Annotated in this window: 10 protein-coding genes; 1 reads left to right on the top strand and 9 read right to left on the bottom strand. The window is 40.5% G+C overall.

The window, feature by feature from the left end:
- The 3 genes from gcvPA to gcvT form a co-directional block, all read right to left on the bottom strand.
- Positions 1 to 1,383 carry an aminomethyl-transferring glycine dehydrogenase subunit GcvPA gene (gcvPA, locus tag IE867_RS00425; protein WP_192482803.1) on the bottom strand — a complete coding sequence of 461 codons (1,383 nt, stop codon included), beginning with the start codon at positions 1,381 to 1,383 and terminating at the stop codon, positions 1 to 3.
- 261 nt (positions 1,384 to 1,644) lie between these two features.
- Positions 1,645 to 2,028 (bottom strand): glycine cleavage system protein GcvH, encoded by a 384-nt coding sequence (gcvH, locus tag IE867_RS00420; protein ID WP_192482802.1) that lies wholly within the window; start codon positions 2,026 to 2,028, stop codon positions 1,645 to 1,647.
- A 39-nt stretch (positions 2,029 to 2,067) separates the two neighbouring features.
- The gene (gcvT, locus tag IE867_RS00415; RefSeq protein WP_192482801.1) at positions 2,068 to 3,174 is read right to left on the bottom strand and encodes a glycine cleavage system aminomethyltransferase GcvT; all 1,107 of its coding nucleotides are present in this window, start codon (positions 3,172 to 3,174) and stop codon (positions 2,068 to 2,070) included.
- A 192-nt stretch (positions 3,175 to 3,366) separates the two neighbouring features.
- Between gcvT and ylqF the strand changes: the two genes are divergently transcribed.
- Positions 3,367 to 4,194 carry a ribosome biogenesis GTPase YlqF gene (gene ylqF / locus IE867_RS00410; RefSeq protein ID WP_192482800.1) on the top strand — a complete coding sequence of 276 codons (828 nt, stop codon included), beginning with the start codon at positions 3,367 to 3,369 and terminating at the stop codon, positions 4,192 to 4,194.
- Positions 4,195 to 4,227: 33 nt separating this feature from the next.
- Here ylqF and IE867_RS00405 read toward each other — a convergent pair whose 3' ends face one another.
- The 6 genes from IE867_RS00405 to IE867_RS00380 all read right to left on the bottom strand — a co-directional run bounded on the left by IE867_RS00405 (position 4,228) and on the right by IE867_RS00380 (position 13,309).
- Complete coding sequence (locus tag IE867_RS00405) at positions 4,228 to 4,797, bottom strand: GNAT family N-acetyltransferase (RefSeq protein ID WP_192482799.1); 570 nt, start codon at positions 4,795 to 4,797, stop codon at positions 4,228 to 4,230.
- Between the two features lie 61 nt (positions 4,798 to 4,858).
- Positions 4,859 to 5,818 carry a biotin--[acetyl-CoA-carboxylase] ligase gene (locus IE867_RS00400; RefSeq protein WP_192482798.1) on the bottom strand — a complete coding sequence of 320 codons (960 nt, stop codon included), beginning with the start codon at positions 5,816 to 5,818 and terminating at the stop codon, positions 4,859 to 4,861.
- 147 nt (positions 5,819 to 5,965) lie between these two features.
- Positions 5,966 to 7,384, bottom strand: a complete 1,419-nt coding sequence (gene lpdA / locus IE867_RS00395; protein ID WP_192482797.1) for a dihydrolipoyl dehydrogenase — start codon at positions 7,382 to 7,384, stop codon at positions 5,966 to 5,968.
- Positions 7,385 to 7,399: 15 nt separating this feature from the next.
- The gene (gene aceF, locus IE867_RS00390) at positions 7,400 to 8,980 is read right to left on the bottom strand and encodes a dihydrolipoyllysine-residue acetyltransferase (RefSeq protein ID WP_192482796.1); all 1,581 of its coding nucleotides are present in this window, start codon (positions 8,978 to 8,980) and stop codon (positions 7,400 to 7,402) included.
- Positions 8,981 to 9,187: 207 nt separating this feature from the next.
- Positions 9,188 to 11,881: a pyruvate dehydrogenase (acetyl-transferring), homodimeric type gene (gene aceE, locus IE867_RS00385; RefSeq protein ID WP_192482795.1), complete on the bottom strand. Its 2,694-nt coding sequence runs from the start codon at positions 11,879 to 11,881 to the stop codon at positions 9,188 to 9,190.
- Between the two features lie 153 nt (positions 11,882 to 12,034).
- Positions 12,035 to 13,309, bottom strand: coding sequence for an MFS transporter (locus tag IE867_RS00380; RefSeq protein WP_192482794.1), 1,275 nt, complete (start codon positions 13,307 to 13,309; stop codon positions 12,035 to 12,037).
- Positions 13,310 to 13,316 lie beyond the last annotated feature (7 nt).

The following is a 13,316-nucleotide window of genomic DNA, read 5'->3' as shown; positions in this document are numbered from 1 at the left end:
TTATACCTCTGCTGCACAGGTTGCTAGAACTTTTGTTAATACATCGACATAACGATTTAGGTCTGTCTCATTGTGCACTTCAGTGACACATACCAATAAGCTATTGACCTGTTGCGCATCAAATTGTCCAAGATCATAACCTAACTGAACCTGCTCTTTCGTCGCAAGCGCTTTAGCCTCTTTAGCTGAAATCGGCAAGTCCACAACCATTTCGTACATATAGTTATGTGTGAAACGAACTTTAACACCTGATATCTTTGATAGCTTCTCTATCAATCGATGCGTGTTTTGGTGCGATTGTAATGCCACTTCTTTTAAGCCAACAGCCCCCAACAGTGTCATATAAACTGTTGCTGCTGTGACAAGTAAGCCTTGATTTGAACAAATATTTGATGTCGCTTTCGCGCGTCTGATATGCTGTTCACGCGCTTGCAGTGTCAAACAAAAAGCCTCTTTACCATCAACATCAACTGTGCGTCCGACAATGCGCCCTGGCATTTGACGAGACAACTCTTCTTTCGTTGTAATAAAACCAAAATAAGGACCACCTCCACTTAAAGGCAAGCCTAAACTTTGACCATCGCCACAAGCAATATCGGCACCATCTTCCTCTTCTCCCCAATAGCCAGGTGCTTTTAACAAGCCTAGCGTCATTGGATTGACAAGACCGATAACCATTACTGAAGATTCATGCGCCCAATCGGTGATTGCATCAAACTCGGTAATCTGACCATAGAAGTTAACCTGTGGCACGATAACAGCAGCATAATCACCCACTTCAATTTCAGGTAAATCATTAATCTCAGTTTTACCAACGCTTGGATTTGGCGTTAAGAACTCAAGCTCAACCCCTTGGGCATGCGTCATTGACTTAATGACATCGACATACTGCGGGAAAATCGCATCAGTAATAAGCACTTTCTTGCTCTTGATTTTCTTATTGGCACGCACTGCCATCAATACGCTTTCAGCTAACGCTGTGGCACCATCGTACATCGAGGCATTAGAGATATCCATGCCCGTTAATGAAGCAATCATGGTTTGATATTCATAGATCACTTGCAATGTCCCTTGCGAGGCTTCTGCCTGATATGGGGTATATGAAGTATAAAACTCACCACGACTAATCACATCCGTGACAATCGCTGGCGTGTAATGCTGATAAGCACCCGCACCAATAAAGTTGGTTTGTGGGATATTTTTAGCGCACTTATCATTAAACAAACGATGCATTTGGCACTCATTTAAACCATCTGCCAAATTTAAATGGCTTTTACTTTTGATCGATTGGGGAATTTCATCAAACAAGTCTTCAACTTTTTTTGCTCCAATCGTATAAAGCATCATATCAATGTCACGCTCGGTATGCGGCACAAAAGGCATATAGGCTCCTTATATCATGATAAAAAATAAGTTGAATTTTAATCACCTCTCACCCGCGCAGCTTAATGCTGCACGACCTCTCCCACAAGGAGCGAGGTAATAAGTAGTGCAACTTATTTTTTCATTGTTATCATCTTACTTACAAGGGCGTATTCAATACGCCCCTGATTACACTTAAAAATTTATAATCATATTTTATCATTACAAACAAAAACGCCCGATGTCATCACAGCTCATCGGGCGTCTCTTTATATGTCAAACTTAAGCATCAAGCTCATCTGCATATTCTTCTGCAGATAATAAATCATCTAACTCAGTTGGGTCATCCATTTTAATTTTGAATAACCAGCCCTCATCATAACACCCCTCATTAACCATTGATGGTGAGTCAACCAGTGCCTCATTAACTTCAACAATTGTCCCTGATACTGGTGCATAAACATCCGATGCAGCTTTAACTGATTCAACAACACAGACATCGTCACCTACTTTTACTTCATCATCTAATTCAGGTAGCTCAACAAATACAAGCTCACCCGCACTTGATTGCGCGAAATCATCAATCCCACAAACGGCAATATCACCCTCAACACGCACCCACTCATGCGACTTGCTGTAGCGACATTCTTCTCTTATTTCTGCCATTTTTTTCTCCTTAGGTTTTATATGTCATTCATTAAGATATTAATTTCCAGTCACTGCCTTTTGGCATTCTTTATATACTTTTTCGCCTTTGCGTACAAAAGGAAACTGCACAATTTTAGCCGGTATTTGTTTATTGCGGATTTCAACAAATACATTCTCAGCATCTTTAGGAATACGTGCAAGCGCTATACTTTCTGATAGCGTTGGTGAGAAAGTGCCACTGGTGATAACCCCTGTTTTACTACTTCCTTCAACCACAACCTTTTGACCATGACGCAGTACACCGCGATCCAAAAGTACCAAGCCAACAAGCTTGCTATCAATCGCAGGTTTTTTATTTAGTAACGCCTCTTTACCGACAAAGTCTCGATCATCGGTTAATGATACTGTCCACATTAATGCTGACTCAATTGGTGTTGTCGTTTGATCCATATCTTGGGAATAAAGATTCATCCCCCCCTCTAAGCGTAATGTATCGCGTGAAGCTAAACCACAAGGAGTAACACCCTCTTCAATCAACTTATCCCAAAATGCAGCTACCTCATCTGCAGGCAGTGAGATTTCATAGCCATCTTCACCCGTATAACCAGTGCGTGCAATCATGCATTCACCATTTTTGTACATGGTAAATGGTTTTAGGTTTTTCACCTCTTCTGTAGCTAAGTTTGCTAATGCAACATCAGCTTTTTGACGCGCCTCTGGCCCTTGCACGGCAATAATTGCTAGATCATCACGCACATTAATCTTTACATCAAAGTTGCTTTTATGTTTATTCATCCACTGAACATCTGTTGTGCGATTACCCGCATTAATCACCAAACGAATAAAGTCATCCCTAAAATGATAAGCGATAAGATCATCAACGATGCCTGCCTCTTCGTTGAGCATGCAAGAATACAATGCCTTACCTTGTGGTATCTTATTAATATCATTGGCTAATAAAAATCGAATAAAGCGCTTTGCATCCTTGCCAACAATGTCAACCGTTAGCATATGGCTAACATCAAACATGCCGGCACTTTTGCGTACCGCATGATGCTCTTCAATCACGCCTTGATATTGAATAGGCATCTCCCAGCCAGCAAAGTCAACCATTCGTGCATTGTGTTGTAAATGCTTTTCATATAAAGGTGTTCTTAATCCCATGATAACCTCGTGTGGCTTAATCCTCTTACGTCGAGGGCTCATTATAGCCAAAAGAAAATAGTGAATAAATCGCTAATTGGCAGAAATTTACAGAATTTAAATTCCCCTCACCCGTTTCTTCATATTGTTTACTTCACTGGGTAAATACGCTAAGGTAGCCATCAATTTACTATAAATATATTTTACTTTACGATGATTCACTGGTTTCCAGGGCATATGCACAAGGCAACTAAAGAGCTGATGAAGCTTATGCCACAAATTGATATTGCAATTGAAGTTATTGACGCACGCGCACCTGAGGCAAGCGCCAATCCGGTATTGCATGAAGCAGCCAAAAGCAAACCGATTATTAAGATTCTCTCTAAATCTGATCTTGCGGACCCCAAAGTCACCAAACAATGGCTTCAATTTTATAATGGTAAGGCAATTGCCTTGGATATTGCACGCGATAAAAAAAGCGCGCAGAAGATCATTCAATTATGTAAAAAGCAGCTGCCCAATCGCGGCACGCTTTTAAAACCAATACGCGCAGTTATTTTTGGTATTCCTAATGTTGGCAAATCAACACTTATTAACAGTCTTGCCAAGCGTAAAATCGCACAAACGGGTAATGAGCCTGCCGTTACTAAAAGGCAGCAAAAAATTGAAATTGAGAAACATTTTTATCTTAATGACACACCAGGAATTATGTTTCCAAGCCCTAAGGATGAAGGGTGTGGCTTTAAGCTTGCTGCCATTGGTTCGATTCGTGATACCGCCATGGATTACCCAACAACCGCTTATTTTATGCTGCAACTATTAAAAGAAGATTACTCTGGGGTATTAAGTTCTCGTTATAAAATTACTGAAGACTCAGAAGATTTAGAACAGATGCTTACAGAGGTTGGCAGAACACTAGGACAGCAGCATATGCACCATATTGCCGAGAAACTTATCCAAGATTTCCGCCAAGGCAGAATAGGTAAAATAAGCTTAGAAACACCTGAGAATTATTTGAAATTTCAGGTGGCTGAAGACTGAATAAACTAAAAACAATAGCTAACGTCGTTCAGATTATGCGAAGGGTATTGTTGCTAAGTTCGAATACTCCGCCCTACTCAAACGATACAGTACATGACGACAAAGCGAATGATTAAGCGCCAATTTTGGGTGATCAAAGTCACCCTCAGGGTCGTAATGCAATCCCACCTTTTCCATCACGCGTCTTGACGCCTTATTGTGAATTGTTGTGAATGAAACTATTTCATTCAATCTTAAGTCACTAAAAGCATAAGTCATAACAGCTTGCGCAGCCTCTGTCGCATAACCTTTACCCCAATGCTCTAATGATAGACGCCACCCAATATCTATTGCCGGCACAAATGGTGCTTCAAACTCCTGCGGCACTCTGTTAAGCAAGCTAACGATTCCTATCATTTCGTGTGTAGATTTAAGCTCCAACATAAACATAGAGTAGCCATATTTCTGCTGATGAGTATGCATTTTCTGGATAAATTCAATGGTTTGCTCACGACTCATTACCGAAGGAAAGTATTCCATTACCACAGGATCTTGATTCATGAGTACAAGCGCATCAAGATCACAGTCTTCAAATGTGCGCAATATTAGTCTTTTTGTTTCCAATTTTACTCCAACACCTTATTTATTATGCTCATCAAATAAGAAAATTTTTGTCTTTATGAAATTATTTAATAACAGAGGACTCACCTGAAGCAAATACGCGTTCACTATCTCCAACTTTAAGTTTCAATTGACCTAATGCATTAACACCATTGGCAATACCCGTAATCACCTCTTTATTTAAAATATTTAAACCAATGGTTTTACCTTTTAAATAATCATACTCAGCATAATCCTCGATAAAAGCGCTAAAGTCCTTGTTTTCAAATCGCTCTAGCGTTGAGATCAATTCATTGCTAATACCGATAGCTAAGTCATTGCGATCAATATAATGGTTTAATTCACTTGCCAATGATGTCCAGTCTTGTGTGATATCATCGCGTTGCTGCATATTAACATTAACACCAATACCAATCACAATCTGGCTTTGCGCATTGGATTCCGCTTTAACTTCAATCAAAATACCTGAGAGTTTTTTGGCACTGATATAAATATCATTTGGCCATTTGATTTTAACATCCAATACTGGATATTTTTTCACTAAAGCTTTTGCAACACTCACTGCCACTGCCAAACTCAAGCCTGATAGCTCACTTAATTCTTTATGTAAGCTTACCTTTAATGAATAATATAGATTCTCAGCAAAAGGTGAGCGCCAAACACGATCAAAACGACCTTTGCCCTGGCGCTGCTCTTCTGCCATGCAAATATGATAATCGCTTTTAAGTGCCGAATTCTGTAAATAAGTATTGGTTGAATCAACAGTTGTTAAGCATTCAAGCGTTACATTTTCAACCGCAACAGCTGCTAGAATCTTTGCTTGATCAAGCATAATAAGCGGTGACTGTAACTTATAACCACGAACACGATCCGACTCGATCGCTATATGATAATCATTTTGCAGTTTTTGAATCGCTTTCCATACCGCAGCGCGTGTAATTCCAAGCGTATTACCGATGGTCGTGCCATCAGTATAATTCTCATGATCTAACTGCTTCAAAATCTCTAACGTTGTTGCATTCAATTATGATTACTCCATTGTGTGACTGCGTCTTTTATTGGCACATTCAGCAATATTGACAGTAAGGAAATAAAAACATGCTCCAAAGAGCATGCCTTGGTAGGTATAGCTATATTAAAAATTTAAAAGGTAATATTGTCGTAATTAGAGTTACTTCTTCTTAGGCGCATAAATATCAGTTGCTGTACCCTCATACACCTCTGTTGCCATCATCAATGTTTCAGACAAGGTTGGATGCGGGTGAATTGTTAATGAGATATCTTCAGCATCACAACCCATTTCAATGGCTAATGCTGCTTCAGCAATTAACTCACCGGCATTTGAGCCAACGATACCAGCACCGATGATGACATGGTTCTCATCATAGAGAACCTTCGTCATGCCTTCATTGCGACCAATACTAAGGGATCTGCCGCTAGCTGCCCATGGGAATACACCCTTGTCATATTTGATACCTTTTTCTTTAGCTTCTTTTTCAGTGACTCCAACCCATGCTACTTCAGGGTCAGTATAAGCCACTGCTGGAATGCATTTTGGCTCAAAGTAATGCTTCATACCAGAGATTACCTCAGCCGCAATACGCCCCTCAGGCACTGCTTTGTGTGCCAACATTGGCTGACCGACCACATCCCCTATCGCATAAATGTGTGGCACATTTGTTTTTAGCTGATTATTAACAGCGATAAAGCCGCGTTCATCAACGTTAACCCCTGCTTTCTCAGCATCGATCAATTTACCATTTGGTGTACGTCCAACTGCCAAAAGAATACGATCAAAACGCTCATCTTTGGCAGCTTTTTTACCTTCCATTGAAACGTAAAGACCATTTTTTTTCGCTTCAACTTTCGTCACTTTAGTCTCTAAGCGAATATCATAACGCTTAGACATCATTTTCTCATAAGGCTTAACGATATCTTTATCGGCAGCACCCATCAGTTGGTCCATAAACTCAACAACAGTAATCTCAGTGCCTAACTCGCTATAAACTTGCGCCATCTCAAGACCGATGATACCGCCACCGATAACGAGCATTTTCTTTGGCACTTCTTTCATTTCAAGCGCACCTGTTGAATCAATAATACGAGGATCTTCTGGAATAAATGGTAATTTAATTGAGCTAGAACCAACGGCAATAATCGCATTCTCAAACGCAATTTTCTTGATACCATCTTTTGTTTCAACCGCGATTTCATTCGCACCTGTAAACTTACCATAGCCTTGAACGATTTCAACTTTACGTTGTTTTGCTAAGCCCTTTAAACCACCTGTTAACTGACCAACGATCTTATCTTTATAACCTAAAATCTTATCTTTATTGAAAGTTAAGTTATCAAAACTAATCAAGCCATCTTTTTCTAAATGACGCGCTTCATTAATGACTTTAGCAACATGCAACAGCGCTTTTGATGGGATACATCCAACATTCAAGCACACACCACCAATAGAGTCATAACGCTCAACAAGCACGACCTTCTTACCTAAATCTGCCGCACGAAATGCTGCACTATAACCGCCAGGTCCACTACCTAAGACAACGACTTCTGTTTTAATATTGTTTACATCACTCATTTTTTTACCCTTTGTTTATAAAAGTATTTCTCTTAAATCTGCCAAAATTGCGCAATAACGTGTTAAGAACTGTGCTGCTAACGCGCCATCAATCACTCGATGATCGGTTGATAATGACAATGGTAACATGGTTCTTGGTGCAAATTCTTTACCATTCCACACTGGTTTAATTGCCGCCTTTGACACACCCATAATTGCCACTTCAGGCATATTAATAATTGGTGTAAATGCTGTTGTCCCCAAAACACCCAAGCTTGAAATGGTAAATGTCGCACCTTGCATATCATCAGGCTTTAACTTACCATCACGCCCTTTTTTGACTAGCTCCATAATCTCGCGTGAAATCTCAAAGATACCTTTTTGATCAGCATCTTTAATCACTGGCACAACCAAACCTTTTGGTGTGTCTGCAGCAAAGCCGATATTAAAGTATTTCTTAACAATTAAACTCTCTCCATCATTCGATAATGAGCTATTAAAACGTGGATATTCTTTTAATGCCACAGCTGCGGCTTTGATCAAGAATGACAAAGGTGTAACTTTAACCCCTGCTTTTTCAGCCACTGGCTTCTTGGCATTTCTAAAGGCTTCAAGATCAGTAATATCCGCATCATCATAGAAAGTAACATGCGGGATCTTAACCCAATTACGCGCTAAGTTCTTGGCACTTAATTTATTAATGCGTGACAGGCTTTCGACTTCAATCTCACCAAATTTGGCAAAATCAATTTGTGGATCAGGTAAAAGATCTAAACCACCACCACTTGATACATTGCCTGATTGAACGGCTTGCACGGCGTTTTTGATATAGTTTTCGCAATCTTCTTTGGTAATACGTCCTTTGCGACCTGTTGCCACAACGCGTGCTAGCTCAACACCTAAAATACGCGCCAAACGACGCACAGCAGGTGATGCATGAGCATTAGTATTATGTATGTTAGTTGTTTCAACTGCAGCAGCTGACCGAGTTTGAACCGTTGGAGGAGTATCTATTGCTGCTTCTTTGGTTTCTGGTTGTTTTGGCGCAGGTGCCACAGTTGCTGCACCTGTCACTTCAAGGGTTAACACCAAGTCGCCCTGCGATACTTTATCACCAATTTTGATTTTAACATCAACGACCTTACCTGACTCAGGTGATGGAATTTCCATTGACGCTTTATCGGTTTCAAGTGTTGCTAATGAGTCTTCAGCATTGATTTCGTCCCCTGGTTTGACATTAATCTCAATAACATCAACGCCTTTATAGTCCCCAATATCAGGAACGGTTACATCAATCACTTGTGTACTTTGCGCTTGTGATGGTGCAACGTCAGGTGCTGCGGGCTCTACTGATTGAGGTGGCTCAGATGAGGCAGCTGCATCAGTTTCAACAGATAGAACTAACGAGCCCTCTGAAACTTTATCGCCCACTTTGACATTAATCTCTTTAACAACACCTGCAAAAGGAGCTGGAACTTCCATTGACGCTTTGTCTGTTTCTAGGGTAACTAATGAGTCTTCCGCCTCAATCGTGTCCCCTACGTTGACATTCACCTCAATCACATCAACATCTTTATAGTCACCGATATCTGGTACTGTGACTTTTTGTATTGCCATGCAATTTTCCTCTTGTTTTTAATTTAATTTTAAAACGCTTAATTCTATTATTTACTCTAAATTATGCACTTTCATCAGTCCAACACCCCGCCTTTGTAAACTACCCACAGGCTGACGGGGTGTTTTAAGATTATAGTTTCTTTAAATTATGCAAATCCCTATTGGCATATGCAATATTGGGCGTATGCAATACGCCCCTACTCGTATTTAACATGCCTGATTAGGACTTACTGGATCAAGACGCTCAGGATCAATATTGTATTTCTTAATCGCATCTTTAACCACTTTAGCAGTCACCGCACCTTCGCGTAACAAGCCAGTTAGCGCGGCAATAACCACATGATAACGATCGACTTCAAAGAAGCTTCTTAAGTTCTCACGCGAATCAGAACGACCAAAGCCATCCGTACCTAAGGTAATATAATTTTGAGGCATAAACTCACGTAACTGCTCAGTGTAAAGCTTGATATAATCCGTTGATGCAATCACAGGACCCTTGCGGTCTTTTAAACATTTCTCAATATGAGTTTGTTGTGCCTTTTTATCAGGGTGAAGCATATTCCAACGTGCCACTTGTCGACTATCGCGATAAAGCTCATTCGCTGAAGTCATACTCCAAATATCACTTGTCACACCAAAATCTTTCTCTAATAGCTCAGCTGCTGCCTCAACTTCACGCAAAATGGTGCCTGAGCCCATTAACTGTACATGCTTTTTCGCATCGGCTTTTTTAGCACCTTTTAATAAGTATAAGCCCTTGATAATGCCTTCTTCAGAGCCTTCAGGCATCGCACCATGCACATAGTTTTCATTCATTACTGTGATATAATAAAAGACCTGCTCACCTTCAACATACATGCGACGCATACCATCCCAAAGGATAACAGCAAGCTCATACGCATACGTTGGATCATAAGAGATACATGATGGAATAAGACCTGCTTGAATATGACTATGCCCGTCTTCATGTTGAAGTCCTTCACCATTCAGTGTGGTGCGTCCGGCTGTTCCACCTAGCAAAAAGCCTTTGGCATGTGAATCCCCTGCTAACCATGCAAGGTCACCAATTCTCTGAAAACCAAACATAGAGTAATAAATATAAAATGGAATCATTGGCACACGATGAACACTATATGAAGTGGCTGCTGCTAACCATGAGCAAAAGCCGCCAGCTTCATTAATACCATCTTGGATGATTTGCCCATCTGTTGATTCCTTATAGTACATCACTTGCGCTTTATCTTCTGGCACATATTGCTGACCGCGATGGTTATAAATACCTAATTGACGGAATAAACCTTCCATACCAAACGTACGTGATTCATCCACGGTCACTGGCACCAAACGATCTTTTAGCTCTTTATGACGTGTTAGATTAACAAACATCCGTACAAATGCCGTTGTTGTTGAAAACTCACGATCACCACTTGCCTCTAAGAATAACTGACCAAAATCCTGATAATTTGGAATCGGTAAAGCCGTGTTATTTTCAAAACGCGCAGGCGCGTAACCATCTAATGCTTTACGTTGTGCATGTAAATAAGCATGCTCTTTAGAGCCTTCTTGGAATTTGAAAAACTCCATATTTTCAACTTGCTCATCCGTTGCCGGCACATCGAATCGATCACGAATATATTTTAGTGCTGCAGTATCAAGCTTTTTAACATTGTGCGCAATGTTCTTTGATTCACCCCACTCACCTAAACCATAACCTTTAATGGTCATTGGTAGAATAACCGTTGGCTTGCCTGTTGTATTATTAACAGCGCGCTGGTAAGCCGCATAAACCTTAATCGGATCATGCCCACCACGCATTAAGTTTTGCACATCTTCATCCGTGTAACCTTTGCCCATTTCCTCTAGCTCCGTATCGCCACCGAAAATGGTCTGGCGCAAATCTTGCCCACCATGTGAACGTGCAAACTGCATCTGACCATCATTCATCTGTGCTAAACGCTGTTGTAATTTACCATTGGTATCTTTGGCAAATAATGGCTCCCAATTACTACCCCATAACACTTTAATGACATTCCAACCGGCACCTGTGAAGATCTGAGCAAATTCCTCAACAATCTTACCATTTCCATCAACCAGACCATCTAAGCGCTGAAGATTACAGTTGATCACAAAAATTAGATTATCCAAGCCCTCACGTGCCGCACGATTAATCGCGCCTAATGACTCAGGTTCATCCATCTCGCCATCACCACAAAACGCCCATACACGGCGATTGCTCGTTGGAGCTAATTTACGTGCTTCTAGATACTTCATAAAGCGTGCTTGATAAATCGCTTGTAATGGACCAAGCCCCATTGAAACCGTTGGGAACTGCCAATAGGTTGGCTGCAAATATGGATGCGGGTAAGATGATAAACCTTTATCACCATTGAATGCTTGTTGGCGGAAGTTCTTTAACTGCTCTTCAGTTAATCGCCCTTCAAGGTAAGAACGCGCGTAAATCACAGGCGTTGTATGTCCTTGATAAAAAACCAAATCCCCTGCTTTTGTTTCACTTGGTGCATGGAAGAAGTGGTTAAACCCGACTTCATAAAGCGTCATAATTGAGGCACCCGAGCCGATATGCCCACCCAATGTCCCATCTTTTTTATTCGCTTTAGCAACCATAACCGCCGCATTCCAGCGATTAAGGTTCTCGATTTTTTGCTCAATTTCCAAATCTCCTGGATAACCGGGCTGATCAGCGACTTTAATCGTATTCATAAACGAAATACTTTTAGCAGGTGCATACGCACTATCAATACCAATTTCGCCAGCACGATCCAATAAACGGTTCACCAAAAAGCTAGCACGTTCGGCACCTTCACGTGTCACAACATCCTCTAATGCTTCTAGCCACTCTTGCGTTTCGGTTGTATCAATATCATGAAACCTTTCAGACATGTTGCCTCCATAGACAGTTAAAACTTAAAAAAGCTTAAAAAACAATTAAAGCTAAGTATTAAAAACGGCGACAATTATAAACCTAAGACTCCTGAAAATATAGGCGAATTAGCACTTTAGCGGAAAAGCTTGGATTCTTTGATCAAAACACAATCACAAAGTAATATCTTTTGTTCTAAACTCCTTAAAAAAGAGTGCAATCACAAAGGATAGCAACATTAAAACAGGAATTAAAATCATCATATATTGATAGGCCTGATGAAGACCGTGCGAGCCCTTAAAGAGCTGTAATAAGAAACCAGACAAAGGCTGCAATACCGCGCCACTTAATGGCAAAAACAGATTAATAAACGCAATGCCAACACCTAATTGCTTATCATGAACATGCCCTTTAATCATCGAGAAATTAAGCACATGCGCACTTTGCATTGCACCAAATAAAAAGCATAGCAAGTAGATGAGATATACATTTAAATCAACGTAAATGAGTAATAGCACAACGACAAATCCAACAACTGGCGCCCATATTAAGAAAACTTTGTCCTTATTTATGATTGTTGCTAATGTACCCCAGATTGGACTTGAGATAGCAACCGAAATAAAAATTAAACTACAAGCAAATGCCGCTTGCGCTTCGGTGATATGATGGACACTGCTTAAGTAGCTAATCCCCCATAAATCGGCAAAGACAACGGTTGTGCCATAGATGGTGAAAAAATATAATCCATTTAACAAAAGTTGGCGGTTTTTAACCATTTTACCTAGCGCTAAAATTTGCTGCCAAACCGTTTCCTGATGGACTAAATGACGCTTTTTATCCATTGATGGATGCTTACGCATAAAAAGTGCACTCACCAAAAACAATACCAAACTGATTATCGCGACCACAAAAAACACTTGTGAAATTGTATAATGATCCAAAAATAGCACCAAAGGCAATGCAGAAAGCGCACCGCCGGCATAGCAACTAAACTGAGTAAAGCCGACAAACATTGAAAACAATCGATCTGGCAACCATAGTGACAATGATTTTAATGCACACAAAATGCCAAATCCTCCGGCAAAGCCGGCGATGACACGTGCCAAGATCATCACAATGGGGTTATGACTTAGTGAGAACATAAACATCGCCATGGTAAACAAAAACGTACTACAAACCATGATGCGCTTGACGCCAAATCGGTCCACCAATAGTCCTGCTGGAATCTGCGAGATAACATATGATAAGTAAAATGCCGAACCTAAAATAGCAATCGTTGATGAGTCAAAACCATAATCATCACGTAATGATAATGCCAAAGCATTGGTTGATGAACGCACAAAATATTCAAAGCCATAAAAAAGCGCACAAATACTCCAAATAAATAGCCCAAGTGCGGTTAGTTTTTTGACGGTGTTGTTTACGGTATCAGCATGATTGGAATGCACGTTATCC

The organism is Cysteiniphilum marinum, from assembly GCF_014857925.1.
GTDB classification, from domain to species: Bacteria; Pseudomonadota; Gammaproteobacteria; order Francisellales; family Francisellaceae; genus Caedibacter; species Caedibacter marinus.
The sequence above is the reverse complement of the archived record's forward strand: the minus strand, read 5'-3'. Positions and strand labels throughout refer to the sequence as shown.

Coding starts and splice junctions, on each gene's coding strand:
- gcvT (WP_192482801.1), bottom strand. CDS start 3,174: ATGGGATTAAGAACACCTTTATATGAAAAGCATTTACAACACAATGCA.
- aceF (WP_192482796.1), bottom strand. CDS start 8,980: ATGGCAATACAAAAAGTCACAGTACCAGATATCGGTGACTATAAAGAT.
- ylqF (WP_192482800.1), top strand. CDS start 3,367: ATGATTCACTGGTTTCCAGGGCATATGCACAAGGCAACTAAAGAGCTG.
- aceE (WP_192482795.1), bottom strand. CDS start 11,881: ATGTCTGAAAGGTTTCATGATATTGATACAACCGAAACGCAAGAGTGG.
- gcvPA (WP_192482803.1), bottom strand. CDS start 1,383: ATGCCTTTTGTGCCGCATACCGAGCGTGACATTGATATGATGCTTTAT.
- lpdA (WP_192482797.1), bottom strand. CDS start 7,384: ATGAGTGATGTAAACAATATTAAAACAGAAGTCGTTGTCTTAGGTAGT.
- gcvH (WP_192482802.1), bottom strand. CDS start 2,028: ATGGCAGAAATAAGAGAAGAATGTCGCTACAGCAAGTCGCATGAGTGG.